Origin of the sequence: Salinivirga sp., assembly GCF_035268865.1 — a bacterium.
GTDB lineage: Bacteria > Bacteroidota > Bacteroidia > Bacteroidales > Salinivirgaceae > Salinivirga.
Map to the genome: position 1 here is coordinate 1 of NZ_DATFKB010000226.1, position 18,528 is coordinate 18,528.

Annotated in this window: 13 protein-coding genes; 7 read left to right on the plus strand and 6 right to left on the minus strand. The window is 39.9% G+C overall.

All coding sequences use genetic code 11. The features are described 5' to 3' along the window. The 7 genes from VJ937_RS13530 to VJ937_RS13560 all read left to right on the plus strand — a co-directional run. The coding region (locus VJ937_RS13530) for an outer membrane beta-barrel family protein (RefSeq protein ID WP_324067923.1) at positions 1–1,909 on the plus strand (1,909 nt) is incomplete at its 5' end. A 260-nt stretch (positions 1,910–2,169) separates the two neighbouring features. Further along, entirely contained in the window at positions 2,170–5,601 is a 3,432-nt protein-coding gene (gene ileS / locus VJ937_RS13535; protein ID WP_324067925.1) for an isoleucine--tRNA ligase, read from the plus strand. 23 nt (positions 5,602–5,624) lie between these two features. Further along, complete coding sequence (locus VJ937_RS13540) at positions 5,625–6,002, plus strand: TraR/DksA family transcriptional regulator (RefSeq protein ID WP_057952835.1); 378 nt, start codon at positions 5,625–5,627, stop codon at positions 6,000–6,002. A 144-nt stretch (positions 6,003–6,146) separates the two neighbouring features. Continuing rightward, positions 6,147–6,758: a lipoprotein signal peptidase gene (locus tag VJ937_RS13545; RefSeq protein ID WP_324067927.1), complete on the plus strand. Its 612-nt coding sequence runs from the start codon at positions 6,147–6,149 to the stop codon at positions 6,756–6,758. Positions 6,759–6,877: 119 nt separating this feature from the next. Further along, the gene (locus VJ937_RS13550) at positions 6,878–8,095 is read left to right on the plus strand and encodes an efflux RND transporter periplasmic adaptor subunit (protein ID WP_324067929.1); all 1,218 of its coding nucleotides are present in this window, start codon (positions 6,878–6,880) and stop codon (positions 8,093–8,095) included. Positions 8,096–8,098: 3 nt separating this feature from the next. Then, the gene (locus VJ937_RS13555) at positions 8,099–9,415 is read left to right on the plus strand and encodes an ABC transporter permease (RefSeq protein ID WP_324067931.1); all 1,317 of its coding nucleotides are present in this window, start codon (positions 8,099–8,101) and stop codon (positions 9,413–9,415) included. Positions 9,416–9,417: 2 nt separating this feature from the next. Beyond that, positions 9,418–10,908, plus strand: a complete 1,491-nt coding sequence (locus tag VJ937_RS13560; RefSeq protein WP_324067933.1) for a TolC family protein — start codon at positions 9,418–9,420, stop codon at positions 10,906–10,908. Here VJ937_RS13560 and VJ937_RS13565 read toward each other — a convergent pair whose 3' ends face one another. The 6 genes from VJ937_RS13565 to VJ937_RS13590 all read right to left on the minus strand — a co-directional run bounded on the left by VJ937_RS13565 (position 10,909) and on the right by VJ937_RS13590 (position 18,425). Continuing rightward, positions 10,909–13,497, minus strand: a complete 2,589-nt coding sequence (locus VJ937_RS13565) for an ABC transporter substrate binding protein (RefSeq protein ID WP_324067935.1) — start codon at positions 13,495–13,497, stop codon at positions 10,909–10,911. A 143-nt stretch (positions 13,498–13,640) separates the two neighbouring features. Next, positions 13,641–14,099 carry a hypothetical protein gene (locus VJ937_RS13570; protein WP_324067937.1) on the minus strand — a complete coding sequence of 153 codons (459 nt, stop codon included), beginning with the start codon at positions 14,097–14,099 and terminating at the stop codon, positions 13,641–13,643. Between the two features lie 30 nt (positions 14,100–14,129). Next, complete coding sequence (locus tag VJ937_RS13575) at positions 14,130–14,657, minus strand: hypothetical protein (protein ID WP_324067939.1); 528 nt, start codon at positions 14,655–14,657, stop codon at positions 14,130–14,132. Positions 14,658–14,706: 49 nt separating this feature from the next. After that, entirely contained in the window at positions 14,707–16,095 is a 1,389-nt protein-coding gene (locus tag VJ937_RS13580) for a hypothetical protein (protein ID WP_324067941.1), read from the minus strand. A 336-nt stretch (positions 16,096–16,431) separates the two neighbouring features. Further along, the gene (locus VJ937_RS13585; RefSeq protein WP_324067943.1) at positions 16,432–17,613 is read right to left on the minus strand and encodes an ABC transporter permease; all 1,182 of its coding nucleotides are present in this window, start codon (positions 17,611–17,613) and stop codon (positions 16,432–16,434) included. 80 nt (positions 17,614–17,693) lie between these two features. Continuing rightward, positions 17,694–18,425, minus strand: a complete 732-nt coding sequence (locus tag VJ937_RS13590) for a hypothetical protein (protein WP_324067945.1) — start codon at positions 18,423–18,425, stop codon at positions 17,694–17,696. Positions 18,426–18,528 lie beyond the last annotated feature (103 nt).

Below are 18,528 nucleotides of genomic sequence, written 5' to 3' on the forward strand. Positions count from 1 at the left end.
TGTGTCGATTCGGGGCAGTAGTAATTTTAAAGTATTGATCGATGGCAAGCCGACTGCTATGGAGGGGAGTGAGGCCCTGCAGCAAATACCCGCCAGTACCATAAAAGAAATAGAAATTATTACTAACCCTTCTGCCAAATATGATCCCGATGGGCTTACCGGTATACTGAATATAGTTATGAAGAAGAACATTAAGGGTGGACTGAATGGTTTAGTTAGTGCTTCGGTAGGGAATGATGACCGTTATGATGGTTCGGTAAATTTAAATTACCGAAAAAACAAACTTAACCTCATTGGTGGATACAGTTACAGGCAAGGAGGACGTGGAGGTAATTCTGAATCGTATTACGAAACCTATCGAAACGATACTACTTTTTATCGCGATGAAGAAGGAGAACGTGGACATACGCGGATTTCACATAATTTCAAGGCTGGTATTGATTATGATTTTAATGATGCCAATCTTTTATCCTTTAATGCCCAATATCGATTAAATGAGCGTGAGCGGGGAAATGAAAGTTTTTATGAGCAATATACAGACCCTGAATCTATATTTGTAGAATCCTATACAGAGGGAGAAAATAAGGATGAAGGGTCCTCCTACGAATTGTCCGGTGTTTATATTCATAAATTTGATGAAAAAGATCATGAGTTGAGACTTATGGCTACTTTCTCTTCCAATGATGATACCGAATCTGCCTATACCCTGAAAGATACCCTTGGAACAACTACCGATATTGTAGAAGAAACTTTGACCGAAACCACCGAAAATCATAACCATGGTACATTTCAGGCCGATTACGAATTGCCGCTCGGGAGTAATAAGCTTGAAGCAGGCTTTAAATCATCACTTCGGGCAATTGACTATAATCAAACCGGAGACATTTTGAATCCAATACCCGGATCACCCAGTAACGAATTTGTTTATCAGGAAGATATTCATGCACTTTATGCCATGTTTTCTGGTCCCCTTGGAGGTGTTGAATACCAGCTTGGCTTGCGTGGAGAGTATTCACGCGTCTATACAGAACAAAAAGCCAATGATGACTCGAATACAAAAGAAATTTTTACAGTGTATCCAACCCTGCATTTTAGTTATGAACTTAACGAAACCAACAAGCTGATGGCTGGGTATAGTAGGCGGGTGCATCGGCCACGTACTTTTTTCCTTAATCCTTATGAAGAGCGTTCCGATGCTTTTACCATAAGAAAAGGTAACCCCGATTTGGACCCGGAATATGCCCATTCTCTGGAAATGAATTACCTTAAGTATTTCAAACAATCGTTTTTTAATGCTACAGTATTTTACAGGCAAACAGATAATAATATTGGCCGCATACAAAAAGCCATCAACGATAACATGGTGTTGTTGACTTTCGAAAATATTAATAAAGAAACATCTCTTGGCGCAGAATTCAGTGGTCGTCATAAGTTTGGTAAGTGGTTGAGCGCCAATTTATCCTATTCCTTTTTCCGTTATACCATCGATGGTGAAACCAGTGGCGAAGACCTCTCTAATGAATCTGTAAATCATAAAGTCAGAGGTAATGCCAATGTGCGTTTCGGTCCAAACTCTAACCTGCAAATGTTTGGTATGTATTATTCTCCTTCGGTTACCTCACAAGGAGAACGCGATGGCTTCTTTTTTACCGGATTTGGATACAAACATTTGTTACTCGACCGTAAGCTTACGCTTTCTTTGCGGGTGCGCAATCCGTTTGGTAACTTTAAGTGGCGTTTTACATCGGAAGGTAGTACCTTTAAAAATGAGTTTGTACGCCGTCCCGATTTCCCTGTTGTATATGTAGGTGTAACCTACCGAATTAATGAAGGTTTTAAACAACGCAGAATGGAAAGAGAAAATGGAGGTACAAGTCAGGACTTTAGCGAAGGTATGACTGTTGATTAATATTTAGCATTCGAAAAATATGCAAGCGTGTAGCCTGATTAATTGTAGGTTGCACGCTTTTTTCTTTGTCATACTGGTCTGACAGGCATTTTAAGCATATTCATAAAAAATTAATTCATTCATTATCAGATTAACAGTGAAAATGTTTATTTTCGCACTCATTTATAAAATGAATAAAAATTAAATTTTTATACAAAGTTGTCGCAATGCCGGGTGGTATTCATAAACAACAATTTTTTGCAAAATAAAACATGGGTAATATGAGTGATAAATTTCAGGAGTACAAAGGATTAGATCTTGCTGGTGTAACCGAAAGAGTGCTGGCTAAATGGAAAGAAGAAAATACTTTTGCAAAATCAATTGAATCCCGCAAAGGCAAGCCTTCGTTTGTCTTTTACGAAGGGCCACCATCTGCCAATGGTATGCCGGGAATTCATCACGTCATGGCTCGTACCATTAAAGATATATTTTGCCGTTACAAAACCATGGATGGTTACCAGGTTAACCGCAAGGCCGGCTGGGATACGCACGGACTACCCGTTGAGTTGAGTGTCGAAAAAAGCCTGGGTATTACAAAAGAGGATATTGGTAAGAAAATTTCTGTAGAGGAGTACAATGCTACCTGCCGTAAAGAGGTTATGAAATACACCGATAAGTGGGAGGAGCTTACAGATAAGGTCGGTTACTGGGTCGATATGGACGATCCTTACGTTACCTATGACAATCGCTATATCGAAACCCTCTGGTATTTGCTGAAAAACCTGTTCGATCAGGGTTATTTGTACAAAGGCAAAACCATTCAACCATATTCTCCGGCTGCCGGAACAGGCCTTAGTACGCACGAACTCAATCAGCCCGGATGTTATCGCGATGTAAAAGATACAACTATTACAGCCCAGTTTAAGGTTGAAAAAAATAACGAAAGTGCATTCCTTTTTGAGGATACAGATACCGATGTATATTTACTGGCCTGGACAACCACACCATGGACCTTGCCTTCCAATACCGCTCTGGCAGTGGGGGCCGGAATTGAATATGTAAAAGTGCGTACTTTTAACCAATATACCGGAGCACCTATAACTGTTGTGCTTGCCAAAGACCAGTTGTATACTTACTTCAATAAGAAGCACGAAGAACTTGCACTCGAAGACTATAACGAAGGTGATAAAAAAGTACCTTTTAAAGTACTTGACACATACAAAGGTGATAAGCTAGCCGGTGTGCGTTTTGAGCAACTTGTGCCCTGGGTTAGACCCGATGGCGATGCATTCCGCGTAATTACCGGCGATTATGTAACCACCGAAGAGGGTACCGGAATTGTACACATCGCGCCCACTTTTGGTGCCGACGATGATCGTGTTGCCAAACAAGCCGGTATCGCACCACTTATTTTGATCGATAAAAATGGTTACGAAGAGCCCATGGTCGATAAAAAGGGACGCTTTTACCCCTTAGATGTGCTTGATGAAGATTTTGTAAAAAAGTTCGTTAATGATGAATATAAAGAGTACGCCGGCCGTTATGTGAAAAACGACTATGACGAATCTGCCGGTGAAGATACACCCTTGTTGGATGTGGACCTGAGTGTAATGCTCAAGAAAGACAACAAAGCATTCAAAATTGAAAAATATGTCCACAATTATCCGCATTGCTGGCGTACAGATAAACCTATTTTGTATTACCCGCTCGATTCGTGGTTCATTAAAACCACAGCGTTTAAAGAGCGCATGCTGGAGCTGAATAACACCATTAACTGGAAACCACAATCTACCGGAGAAGGCCGATTCGGAAAGTGGCTCGAAAACCTGGTCGACTGGAACCTTTCACGTTCAAGATATTGGGGTACACCCCTGCCAATTTGGTCTACAGAAGATCGTTCGCAAATGAAATGCATTGGTTCGGTAAAAGAACTTATGCAAGAGATCGACAAATCGATTGAAGCCGGCGCAATGAAATCCCATCCATTCCCGGAATTTAAAGTAGGTGAGTACAATAAGCAAAACTATGAACTTATAGATCTGCATAAACCTTATGTGGATGATATAGTGCTGGTAGCCGATGATGGGAGACCTATGCGCCGTGAACCTGATTTGATTGATGTATGGTTCGATTCAGGTGCCATGCCTTTTGCACAGTGGCACTACCCATTCGAAAATAAGGATGGATTTGATAGTGTATATCCGGCCGATTTTATCGCTGAAGGCGTAGACCAAACCCGTGGATGGTTCTTTACATTGCACGCCATTTCAACCATGACAAAAGATTCCGTTGCATTTAAAAATATTATTTCCAACGGTCTGGTACTTGACAAAAACGGCAATAAAATGTCGAAACGTCTGGGCAATGCAGTCGATCCGTTTAAAGCCATGGACAAATACGGAACCGACCCATTACGCTGGTACATGATTACCAATGCACAACCCTGGGATAACCTCAAGTTCGACATTTCTGGCGTTGAAGAAACCAGCCGTAAATTTTTCGGTACGCTATACAATACTTATTCATTTTTCTCACTATATGCCAATATCGACGGATTTGCTTTTAAAGAAGATGAGGTGCCGGTAGATCAGCGCCCCGAGATTGACCGGTGGGTGCTCTCATTACTCAACTCACTCAAGCGTGATGTAATGGCATATTACGAAGCCTATGAGCCAACACGTGCAGGCCGTGCAATTGAAGAGTTCGTGCTTGAATATCTTAGCAACTGGTACGTGCGGTTGAATCGGAAGCGTTTCTGGGGAGGTGAATACAACGAGGATAAAGTGGCAGCATATCAAACCCTTTACACTTGCCTCGAAACCGTTGCACGTCTGGCAGCACCTATTGCTCCGTTTTTTATGGATCAACTATTCCGCGATCTAAATGCAGTAAGTGGAAAAGATATGAGCGAGTCTGTGCATCTGGCTTATCTGCCTGAGGTTGAGGAGGCTCGAATCGATAAGGATCTTGAGGAACGCATGGATCTGGCGCAACGTATTTCCAGCATGGTGCTTAGTTTACGCCGGAAAGTGAACATTAAAGTGCGTCAGCCGTTACAGAAGATTATGGTACCTGTATTCGATATGGATACAAGGCGTCGCATACAGGCTGTTGAAGATATTATAAAAACTGAGGTGAATCTGAAAACCATTGAATTCCTTGAAGATACAACCGGGGTTTTGGTGAAAAAGATTAAGCCAAATTTTAAAACACTTGGCCCAAAGTATGGTAAGCAAATGAAAGCTATTGCTGCAGCGATTAACCAAATGGACCAGGATGCCATCGCACAATTTGAAAAGGATGGTAGTTATAGTATTAATGCCAATGGCGAAACCATTAACCTTGATTTGGGCGATGTGGAAATTGTTTCTGAAGATATTCCGGGATGGTTAGTTGCCAATGATGATAAGCTAACAATAGCACTGGATATTACCATTACCGATGAATTGAAGCAGGAAGGCCTGGCACGTGAGTTTATTAATCGTATACAAAATATGCGAAAAGATGAGGGTCTTGATGTGACGGATAAAATAAATTTGTATATTGGAAAACATGAAGCAATAAATAATGCGGTAAAAACCTTTACAAAATATATTGCACAGCAAACCCTGGCCAATGAAATTACGTTAACAGATAAAATGCCATCGGGCAATGCAAAAGAGGTGGAGGTAGATACAGATGTGAAAACCACCATTTTAATCGAAAAGGTTTAATTTCCGCTAAAAAAGGAGGAGATATGACTGAAAAGCAACGTTATTCAGATGAAGAGTTGCAGGAATTTAAAGCAATAATTCTTGATAAACTCGATAAGGCTAAAAAAGATTACGAAGAATTACGCGCATCATTAGCACATGCCGACGGGAACGATGTACAGGATACATCGCCCACATTTAAAGTTTTGGAAGAAGGTGCGTCTGTACTTTCTAAAGAAGAAACCGGAAAGCTTGCGCAGCGTCAGTTGAAATTTATTCAACACCTCGAAGCTGCACTGGTTCGCATCGAAAACAAAACATACGGCATTTGTCGCGAAACAGGTAAACTTATTGCCAAGGAGCGTCTGAAAGCAGTTCCGCACGCTACATTAAGTATCGAAGCAAAAAAAGGACGCCAATAATTTTTTAGCCTAATCATTAAAATAAATTGATAAGCAGGTTTCGGCCTGCTTATTCTTTTATAGCATTGGTTGCCCAATGCCATTTCAAAAAACTTGTCAACATGATACAGTTTTGCCCTGAGCAAAAACTTATGTAATCAAGCTATGTCAAAAAAATGGCGTGTCATAATTCTTATTCTACTGGTTTTGGTAGTGGACCAGGCACTAAAGCTTTTAGTTAAATCACAACTGATGCTCGAAGAGGAATATCCTTTGCTGGGTAATTGGCTTTATTTGCACTTTACCGAAAATAAAGGCATGGCCTTTGGGTTTCAGTTTGCCGGAGTAGCCGGCAAATACATACTGAGTATTATTCGCATTCTGGCAGTGATTGGAATCGGTTGGCTCATCTTTGCTTTTATTAAAAAAAATATTCAAATGAGCATTGTGTTTAGCCTTGCTCTGGTCATGGCCGGGGCATTGGGTAATATTATTGACAGTGCCTTTTACGGTATGTTTTTTACCGATAGCTTTGGTCGTGTAGCTGAAACCGTAGCAATGGGAGACGGTTATGCTCCTTTTCTACAGGGTAAAGTAGTGGATATGTTTTATGTGGAATTGCTTAACTTCCACTTACCTGAGTGGTTCCCCCTTTGGCCCAAACGGCATGTTATATTTTTCCGCCCGGTTTTTAATGTGGCTGATATGGCCATCTCGGGAGGTATATTTTATTTGTTAATATTTCAAAGGAAAAAATTCCGCGAAGCATTCATGTAAAAAGGCTCTTTTTAGCTGTTTTTTTTAATGATGTTATGTAAAATTTGCAGCTTACCATAAGATATTGTTATTTTAGGCGTTTAATCTCAATAGCTACTGCATGCTTAAATAATATTCAAATGAAAAAAAAGGGTATAATTTGGGGTGGTGCGCTTCTGGTACTGCTCATTATTGTCTGGATTGCTTTTGGATCTTCCGACAAAACAAAAACTACACAACTTTATCATAAAGTTCAATACGGTGATTTTGATGTTGTTGTAACCACTACAGGAGAGCTTCAGGCCGAAAACAGCATGGACATAAGAGGCCCGGCCGGCTTGCAAAGAAGCGGTTTATACCGGATTAAGATTACAGATCTTGTGCCTGAAGGTACCATTGTAGATTCAGGAGACTTTGTGGCATCGCTTGATAAATCGGAGCTTTCGAAAAAACTCAAGGATATTGAAACCGAAATTCAGACCAAGAAAAATCAGTATCTGCAAACCAAGCTCGATACTACCCTAGAGATGCGGCAAACGCGCGATGAGCTTATCAATCTTAAATATGCCCTCGAAGAGAATAGAATAAAACTGGAGCAATCGAAGTTTGAGCCTCCGGCTACAATACGGCAGGCCGAGATTAATTTGGATAAAGCCAAAAGGCGTTATGAACAGGCTGTGGAGAATTATAAAATTAAAAGAGATAAAGCCGTTGCAAAAATGCGCGAAGTAGAGGCCGATTTGGCTAAAACCCAGCGCAAGATGCAGGAAATGCTAGACTTAATGGGAAGGTTCGATGTAAAAGCACCAAAAGGTGGCATGGTTATCTATCAGCGAAGCTGGAATGGAACAAAACGTAAAGTAGGATCCTCCATTAGTCCATGGAATCCCATTGTAGCAACATTGCCCGATATGTCTTCAATGATTTCGCGCGCTTATATCAATGAGGTCGATATAAGTAAAATATCAAAAGGCCAACAGGTTGAGGTAGGGGTAGATGCATTTCCCGATAAGCAATTTGCCGCTGAAATTATAGATGTGGCTAATGTAGGCGAGCAAAGACCAGGTTCCGATGCCAAGGTGTTTGAGGTGATCATTCGTTTAAGCGAAACCGATTCGGTACTTAAACCCGGCATGACCACCAGCAACCGTATTATGGTATCTCATTTCGATTCTGTGCTTAGCGTGCCGCTTGAGGCCCTCAGGGTAACAGATTCTGCCCGGTTTGTGTATAAAAAGGCTGCTGTTGGTCTTAATAAAACAAAGGTTACTACAGGTAAGGCGAATGATAATTTTATCATTGTGGAAGACGGCCTGAATGAAAACGATGAGGTAACCCTAAACTTGCCAGAAGAATAGTGTATGAACCGATTTTTGCTCGACATAACCATTGCACTTGAAGCTATTCTGGCCAATAAGGTCAAAACAATACTAACAGCATTGGGTATAATTTTTGGCGTTGCCGCTGTTATTACCATGTTGGCTATTGGCAATGGGGCCCGCCAGGAAATATTGAACCAAATGAAAATGGTGGGTGTCAATAATATTATCATCCAGCCGATTATTGAAAGTAACGAGGAGCAGGAAGAAGATGATCAGTCGCAGGTAAAAAGATTTTCCCCCGGCTTGACATTAAAAGATGTTAAAAGTATAAGGCAGGTTTTACCCTCTGTAGAGCAGGTTTGCCCACAGGTTATTCAAAATAAAACCCTCATCAGACAGGGTAAATCTTCGCGTGTGAAAGTTATCGGTACTGCCAATAACTACTTTACCCTTTTTAATAAAGAGCTTTCTGAAGGCAGTTTTTTTAATGCACACCAGGTTGAATATGGTCAGCCAGTTTGTATTGTAACAGATCAAATAAAAGTTTCTATTTTCAATAACCAAAGTCCCATTGGTAAAGAGATTAAGTGTGGTGATATATGGTTAAGGGTAGTCGGTGTTGTAGAAAAACCTGTGCTAGATGAAAGTAGCGGAGAACTTGGTCTTGTGCGCGACAATCAGGTAGTGTATGTGCCAGTTCAAACAATGTTGTTGCGATATGTAAACCGTTCTTTAGTGACCAAAAGCCAACTTGAGGCCGATGAAGATGAGGAGGAGAACACCTCTGCTGCAGAAAAGAAAAACTATAACCAGCTTGATAAAGTTATTGTGCAGGTAAATAAAAGCGAAAACCTGCAACCAACACGTGCTGTGCTGGCAAAGATGCTTAAGCGCTTGCACAACGATGTGGACGATTTTGAAATAATTGTACCCGAACTTTTACTGCAACAACAGCAAAAAACACGTGATATCTTTAACCTCGTGCTTGGAGCCATTGCCGGCATATCTTTGTTGGTAGGTGGAATAGGTATTATGAATATTATGCTGGCTACCGTAATGGAGCGTTTCAAGGAGATAGGCATACGTATGGCGGTAGGTGCCCGAAAAAAGGATATTTTAACACAGTTTGTGGCCGAAGCAGCCCTTATAAGTTTTAGTGGCGGTATTATTGGTGTGATGCTGGGGATTATTTCATCACATTTTGTAACCACTGTCACCGGTATCATAACCATAGTTTCGGTATGGTCGGTAATTATATCTTTTGGAATATCAGTGGCCATCGGTATTATTTTTGGCTATATGCCGGCACGAAAAGCTGCTACCCAGGACCCGATTGTTTCACTCAGAAGCGAATAAACATGAATACTATACAGCGAATAGGAATAAGCATTTTTATTATATTTTTTGGAAGCGTGCAAAGTATGGCACAGGGTAACGACGAACGGTTACTTTCACTCAATGAGGTGATTGATATGGCTGTGCATAAATCGCCACGAGCCATTATGGCCCGCCATACTTTCAGAGCTTCTTACTGGAGTTTTCGTTCTTATAAAGCAAATTATCTGCCCTCGCTCACACTAAACAGTACACCTTTTGATTTGAACCGTTCTTACGAATCCATAACTATTGATGACGGTAGCGATCAGTTCGTGGAGCGCCGTTCAATGACCAATAGCGGATCTTTGGAGATTTCACAACGCGTTGCCCCAACAGGCGGGAACCTTTATCTGAGTTCTTCACTGGAGCGGGTGCAATTGCTAACCGGCAATAAAACCACTACCTATCTTATTGCTCCGATTCGAATTGGTTACCGGCAACCACTCGTTACATATAACGCCTATCGCTGGGAACGTAAAATTGAACCTTTAAAATATAAGGAGGCTGAACGTAATTATTTACTTACGCTTGAAGAGATTTCCCGCATGGCCATAAGCTATTTTTTCGATTTGGCACTGGCCCAAATCAATAAAGAAATTAGCGAAACTAACTTTCACAATAACGATACGCTTTATAAAATTGCCGAGGGAAGATACAATATGGGTACTATTGCAAAAGATGAGCTTTTACAGATGGAGCTTAGTTACCTTACTTCCCGCAAAGCATTTAATGAAGCTGATTTGAATTTACGTGTAGCACGATTTAATTTAAAATCTTTTTTAGGCCTTACCGATGAAAAATCGCTGAGCCTGGTTATACCTTCCGAGATTCCAAAATTCAAGATAAATGTGGACACTGCGTTGCATTACGCCCACGAGCAACATCCTAAAATGCTTTCGCTAAGGCGACAACGTATTGAGGCGAACAGAGATGTGGCTGAGGCCAGGGCCGAAAATTTATTTAATGCCAATTTAAATGCCACACTCGGGTTGAATAAGTTTAGCGAAGGGCTCGATAATGCTTTTAATAATCTTGAAAATTCACAAATGGTTTCTGTAGGGGTTTCTATTCCTATACTCGACTGGGGGGTAGGGAAAGGTCGTTATGAAATGGCTAAGTCGCAACGAGAGCTCAGTCTTGTCAATATAGAACAGGAGCAGGTCGATTTTGATCAGGAAGTTTATTTGGAGGTTGCCCGGTTCAATATGCAGGATGAGCAACTTTTAATTGCTGCTAAATCAGATACCATAGCCCAGATTCGCTATAGTATTACCAAACAGCGGTTTAAAGTGGGCAAGGTGAGTATTTTAGATTTAAACGTGGCATTACAGGAAAAGGATGTTTCGCGAAGAGATTATATTGCTGCTTTGCGGGACTTTTGGCAAAATTATTACCGCATACGTGGTTATACTTTATATAATTTTAAGCGTAAACAAAAAATTGAGGCTGACTTTACAAGGTTGGTGGAGTAACTATTTTACCGGAATGTAAAATGTGAATTTAGCACCTGTTCCAACGTCCGATTCTACTGTGACTTTTCCACCCATTATTTCCACAAACGAACGTGTTATGGCCAGGCCCAGCCCCGTTCCTTCTTCTGCTTTCAACGGTGTGTTATCTGCCTGCACAAACCGTTCAAAAATTTTCTTTTGGTTTGCTTTGCTTATGCCTATGCCAGTGTCTTGTACGCTTATTTCCAGGTTATCGTTGGTGATGACATAATGCACTTTTACCTCCCCCTTGTTTGTATATTTTATGGCATTGTCAACGAGCCTTCTTATGGAATAATCGAGTTTGTATAAGTCGGTGTGTATTTTTTTATTCAGGTTTTTGTTAGAGTCTTTTTCTATTGTGAGGTTTATTCCTTTATTGTTTGCTATTGGTTCAAAATGGTCTTTGATTTGATTAAGCAGTATCTCAATATCTACATCTTCCATTCGCGAACGTGTTGCTCCCGACTCAATCTGTGCAATATTTACCAGGTCGTCAATAATGTTGAGCATTCGCTCGCTACTACGTTGTATTACATTAATGTATTTCTTTTGCGACATCGGGGTTGTGTCTTTACTGCGCAGCAACTCAGCAAATCCGATGATACCATTCATCGGGGTTCTAATCTCATGGGCAATGTTGGCCAGAAAAGCAGATTTAAGCCGATCACTCTCTTCTGCCCTTTCTTTTGCTTCTTCCAGTGCCAGGTTGCTCTCTCTAAGCCTTTCTTCAACTTCTTTCTGACTCGAAATGTCGGTGACAATTCCTTCCATGGCCACCGGGTGCCCGTCGTTGTCATATACAAGTACACTGCGCTGATTAACCCATTTGAGTCTGCCAGCTTTATCCTTAACCTGCAACTCGTATGTCCCGGTTATCATGCCGTTTTTTAACTCCAGCCAACGGCTGAATACATATTTTTTCCATTGTTCAGGTATGAATTGCCTTATTAACGAAGGCTTGTGGTAAAGTTCATCAGGGCTGTATCCCAGTATTTCACGTGCGGCCGGGCTTACATATTCAAATTGTCCTTCGGGGATTTTAATGCGGTAAATTAGATCTTTTGCATTTTCGGCAAGCCTGCTAAATCGCTCCTCGTTGTCAATAATTCTGGTTATATCACTAAATGCCACCACATACCCGGATTCTTTGGTTTTGCTTTTTACCGGATTTTCAGATTTTGATATTTTATAGCTGGTGCCGTCTTTTGATCTTAAAAGATAATATGCAACCTTATCGTTAGGTGTCTTTACAGGTGTTGGGTCAAAAACATCTTTGATTTTTTTCCCTCTGGCTTCAGTCTCGCTATAGCCTGTCAGAGCTACAGCCAGGTAGTTCATGTTTTTAATTTTTTTGTTCAGGTCAACGTCGATAATGCCTTCTCCTACCACATTAAGCAATGCACGTAAATAGTAGTGGTTTTGAGCTAATTTGTGTAGCAGCCTGCGATAGTTTAATGCTGCAATAATCAGGAATATGGATAGCACCAGAAGTATGATTATTACAGTGATTATTTGCCAGAAAAGTTCCCGGTCGTGCTTGTAGAGTGAGTATGGCTCGTTTATAAGTTTGCTGTTTTGGGGTAACCTATCCAGGTCGATGCGGAATTTCTGGAGCTGTTCGAAATCGAATTTATAATGGTTGGGGCTTTGCCACTTTATTGGTATCTGACTGGCTTTTTCACCCTGTAAAATTCTTTTAGTCATTTCGCCGGCAGCTTTGCCCTGTTCAAAGCCATCGACCATATATCCCCCCAATGTACCATAACCTAGATTAAAATCCCATAAAACATAAACCGGTACTGTGCTGCTTAATGCAATTCTACGGGCGCTCTCCCTGTAACTGTAGTATTTATCATCCACATCCCTGAAGAAAAGTACTAAAAGTACAGCGTAGTTTGCATTGAGGTCCGATAGTTTTTCCTCCAGTTTATGCATGCTAATGTGGTTCCATATTTTAACTGCTCCAAAGTGCTTGTTTGCTTTTTGTGTATGTGCCGAAAGTTTTTTAGTAATCCTTGACGCTGTTGGTGTTTCATCGGTCACAATAACAAGGGTATCTACCCGGGGTTGAAGTTTTTTTATTAATTTGAAATTTTTCGCAATATCGACTTCTTCACTGACTCCGGTTATTTGTTGGAATGGCTCGAAATCTTGCTCCGATGCATAATTAATCCCGCAAAATACAATTGGTGTGTTTTGAAATATGGTATCATGATATTTTTTGAGAAAATTCAGAGCGTTATTGTCGGATACTATAATTACATCGTAGTGGTGTTTTTTATGTTTGTGATAAATCAGGTCAAATAAAATTTTTTGATAAGTGCTGTCGAATTGCCGCTTGGTGTCCATGTATTGCACTTGTATGTCGCATATCCCTTTGAGTTGGGTTTCAATACCCTGGGTAATTTCGTTCGTCCATTTGAACTGCTGGTGGTAGGAGTGAAGAATTAATACCTTTGGCAATTCATTGTTATTGCTCAAAAGTATGCCATGCGAAAAAATTATTAATAGCAGTAAAAGGCAATATTTCTTAGTAGTTGGTTTTATTTTATTGGTAATTAGTGTCATATGGTTTCGTGCCTGGCTTTGTGCTTTAAAGAATAACAATTTAATTCTTTTATGTGAGAATTAAAAGGGTGAAAATACGCTGAATAAAAAAATAAGCTGACGAGTCAATCGCCAGCTTATTTTTATTTGATTGTGGGGCTTTGCTATTTTTGTTCTTTACTTTCGCCCTGGCTTTTTTCAGGGGGTTCCTTCGTTTGCTCATCACTGGATATTTGTTTGGAAATGTTGTCCAGTTTTTCCTGAAGTGCACTTAAAGCCGTGCTACTTTCGCTCATATCCTTGGTTTGCATTTTAAAGAGTACTTCTTTGAGTTTTAGAATCTCTATATCTTTTTCCAGTAAGCTTTTTTGATTATGCTCCTCTTTTTCTTTACTGGATAGCTTTATTGCTGCGAAGTGGTAACTGTATTTGATAATAATTAATGTAAGCAATCCGAGTATAAAGAAAAAAACAAAGGGGTAGCCTGAAATAACAGCGAAACCAAGGTTGACTTTTAATTCTATGCTAAATATGGCCCAGTTAAATGCCATGTAATACACCCAGAGAAAAGTCCAAATTACCAGTAAAACATCGATAATGATTTTATGCTGATTATTTTTCATAAAAAGATCATTTAATATTTGTTTTAGTCATTATGAGTTTGATTTCTTTTCTTCATCTTTAGTGATCTCCAAAACTTCCTGATCAATTTTTTCGAGTTTGCTGATCAGACCTTTAATGTCGTTCTCATCAAGGAAGCCTCTCGGGATGCGGTTATCATTGTTTTTTATGTCAAGGTAAAACCTCATGCCCAATTGTGTGGCGTAATGCTTCTTCTGGTTATTGAGCTTATTGATTTCATACTTGTCTTTGTATTTCTCTGCCAATTCCTGGGCTGAGTTTACCGCATCTTTCGTAAACTCTGAGCTGATTTTATATACATCTGAAGCCGATTCCGATATTTTACCAAAAATTTTTTCCGAGTACGAGGAAATTTTCCCGCCTATTCGTTTGGCTTCTTCGCCTACAATTTTGGCGCCCTCAGAAACATTGTCTTTGGCATCATCCCAGAATCCGCTGTCTGCTGCTTCCTGGGTGTTTTTTTGCTCATTACTTTGTGTGCTTTGTGCTTTTTTTTCTTCAGTTTCTTTGGCTTTATCTTGTTCTTTCTTTGTTGTCATAATTATTTGATTTTATATGGTTAGAAAATCTATTCGACGTTTCCCTGAATTATTTTTTTGCTTTCTTTTTTCTTGCTGCATTACGTCCAATAAGGTAAAGGAGCACTACAACTATAAGGCCTGCAATTATGATAATAACCGTGGTTTTGGCTGCTTTTTTGACGTTTTCTGAACGTCTTTCCTCAATTTTTGCTTGCTTTTCAGCCAGCTTTTCCCGTTCTAATGCAATTTCATTTTTCAGGTTCTCAATGTTTTTACGCTTGGCATTAATGTCTTCTTCAATGCTTTTTAGTAAATCTGTTCCCTCTACCGTTGTGTCAACTTTTGGCACGGGAGTCGTGATTTTTTGTTTTTTATGTAGTTGCTGCTCTTCGCTCGAAAGCTGGGCTGCCTGTTCTTCAATGGCCGACTTTCTGGCCAGAATTTCAGACAATTCCTGACTTTTTACAAGTTCAATTTGTTCGTCTACATTTGATAGTTGCTCATCTACAGCTTTTTTCTTGTCTGCCAGGTCGGTTTTCATTTGTTTGAGGGACTTCATTTCCTCCTCAATGTTCGTTTGCTCTTGTTTGAGCCTTTGTGTTTCTTTATTGGTGAATTCATTAATGATTTCATTTTCGCTGTACTCTTCCTCCATCATCGTACTCAGCCTTGTTTGAAGTTCTTCTACATCCTGCATCCATTTTTTTAAACTCGATATGCGTTTCTCAGCAACCAATGCTTTGCTCTCTTCATCATTTATCTTACTTTCAATGTCTTTAATTTTGAGATTATACTTTTCGAGCTCTGCATCATCTCCGTCGCTTGAAAGTACTTCGTTTTTTTCTCTCAGGTAAACACTTTTTTCATCTTTGAGTAAATCAATCTTTTGTTGCGCCAGTTTCTGTTTCTGTTTGTTTATTTCAATTTCTTTCTGTTTTATCTTGCGCTGATTCTCAATTTCATCGAGCCTTTCATCAATTTTCTCAATACCCGTAACGAGCTTTGCTTTTGCCTGCTTTTGCTGGTCTTTTAACTGTTTTTCCTGCATTGAAAGAGTGTCAGTCTTTTCATCAAGGCTACCAAGTTCTTTTTCTACTGTTTTAATACTGTCTTCAAGCTCTGTTAGGCGTTTTTCCAGTTCGCTTCTTTTGTTCTCAAGCGTCGATTTTTCCTCTTGCTTTAAGTTTTTTGCGAACTCTTTTTGCTCCTGTTCAAGTTCATTGACATTTTTTTCTACAGTTGCTTTTGTGCTTTTAAGCCTTTGTTGTTCTTGTGTAAGTGAATCCCTGGCTTTATCCAGTTTATCAAAAACCTGTTCTACTGATTCCTGTTCCTTTTCAAGGGCTTTTGTCTGCTTATCTATAAGCTTTTGTGCCTCATCTTTTGTCTGTTCGTTACTGCATGCCATTGTGAATAAGAAAATGGCGGTTGATAAGAAAATGATTATTCGTCTCATAATAAATTTATTTTTAAGATTTTAATAATTTGTGCGTGGTGTCAAAAAATAGCTTCTTTGCTATTTTTGAGGATCTTTAACTATGTGAATGAAAATAATAAACAGGAATGTAGTTGACCTGTTTGCGCAAAGTTATCAGTGGCCCTGGTTTATTTTAACTACAAACTTAACAGACAGGATATTGATTCGGGCAGATATTAACCTGTTCCACTGAAATATGTGTTCTATGTTGTGAATATAACTCATTCATTAACAGTTTGTATTATTTAAACGCAAAGCCGGGGTAGAAAGTTCAGAAAAAGTGAGATTTTATACCAAAAGGGGGTGTTTTAGTACCTAGTTTTTTACATCGAAAGCATCTCTTAACCCATAGCCAAGCACATTGAACGACCACACCATAAGCATGATGGCAACTCCGGGGACAATGGCCAGGTAAGCCTGGTCCACCACAATGTAGCCATAATGGTCGCGTATCATATTGCCCCAGGATGGCATCGGTGGCTGTACGCCTATGCCCAGAAAGCTTAAGCCTGCTTCTAAAAGTATTGCTGTTGCAAAGTTAGCTGCTGAAATTACAATTAATGGTCCGGTGGTGTTAGGTAAGATATGTCGGAACATGATGCGGCTACCAGAAATACCAAGCACCCTTGCGGATAGCACAAAGTCTTTTTCTTTTAAGCTTTTTACCTGGCCCCGCACAACACGCGCTACTTCTACCCACATGGTTAACCCTACAGCCAGAAATATTTGCCAAAATCCCTTCCCTAATACCATACTTATGGCGATCACCAAAAGGAGCGTAGGAATGGACCACACTACATTTATTAGCCACATAATTAGTTTGTCTACAATGCCGCCGTAATAACCACCGAGTAAGCCCAGTATAATGCCCACAAAGAGTGATATGCCAACAGCAATAAAGCCGACTGAAATAGAAATTCGGCTGCCCACAATTATACGGCTTAACATGTCGCGACCAAACCGGTCGGTGCCTAGCCAAAATGTTTGCTGCTTTATGGCTTCTTCTGGTATTTGCGCTTTAAGCTTTGAGATTGATACGGTTTTATGCTTACCATTAACAATTGGGATAATGTAATTTCCGCTTTTCTTTTTAATTGTTCGTTCTCCTTGTATGGCATAAAAGATGTCGGCCAGATGAAAACTGTTTTGAAACTTGGTTTTACTTGTACTGCCGTACTCTTCTATAAAAATGCTGTCGCCGTTAACCTCACAGTTATTAATGGGTATGCGATTGTAGGCAGAGGGAAAGCCATGCATGAATTTATAAATCCAGGATTCCGAATCTGTTATTTTGTTGCGCTTGATATTTAGAAATGTTATTACCTTGCCTGGTTTGATATTTCCCAGGGTAATTTGCTGACCATTGGCATATGGAGTGTTGTCTGGTGCTATTACATAAGCCAGAAGAGCAATGATAAATATCAATGATATAATAATTAAACCTGTTACGGCTACCTTGATTTTGAAAAAGTTTTTTAAAACCCTGCTTCTGATCATGAGGTAAAACGTTGCATTAGTCCGAAAGGCAAAGTTATAAAAATTGCTATCTGCAGAGCTTTAAACCATCTCCTTTTATTTTAATCTGTTGGGCTTGTTTGCTTGTTTCGTATGTAATAGCGGGAGATCATAAAAACAAGCAATGCTACACCCGTTAAGAAAAGCCACCATGGAAAGTAGTCTGGTTTGTATTTCAAAGAAAGGGCTGTTAATTTTTCAATAAGACTGCCTTGCAGTGCTTTGCCGAAATTCAATATCAGGTATATTGTATAATCGAGTATAAATGCGGTAAATACAACAAAGGCCCCGCTGCCTAAAAACCACCAATCATTCTTGTTTATAATAGCAGGAGCTTGTTTGAGTGCAGTAAATTTAAGCATTAATGTACCCAGTGCAATCATGATGAGAGATATCAATATCGGGGCAATCACCGGACCTGTCCAGTGTACGGGAATAAGGAAGAGAATATCCCATGTCATAAATGATTCGGGCCAATTGAGAATTGCCTTAAGAAAAACATAGTAAAAGATATCCCAGATGGCAAAAATGATCAGGAACCATGCAAAGCGCTGTGTGAAGCCTCTGCCGGCCAGCCATGCCACAGCTCCTATCATGATAAGCGATGCAGCTTCTCTTAAAAATTCAGTGATGGCGACATTGTCACTTGTGAGTTTTAACGGAAAAGAAAAGCCTTCAGGATAATAAAGCTCGCGGAGATATACAACAACTGAGGCTTCGAACATTGCCATTGTAATGCCAAAGGCAATTACTGGCCAAATTATTTTATTTGAGAGTTTCAGGACGTTTTGCATTTTTTCTAACTAATTTACTGTTTTGTTGAGTGCTTGTCAAGTGGTTTGAATTGAGTGTTCGTTGTCGGACGATTTTTAATATGTTACCGAAATTAACTATTTT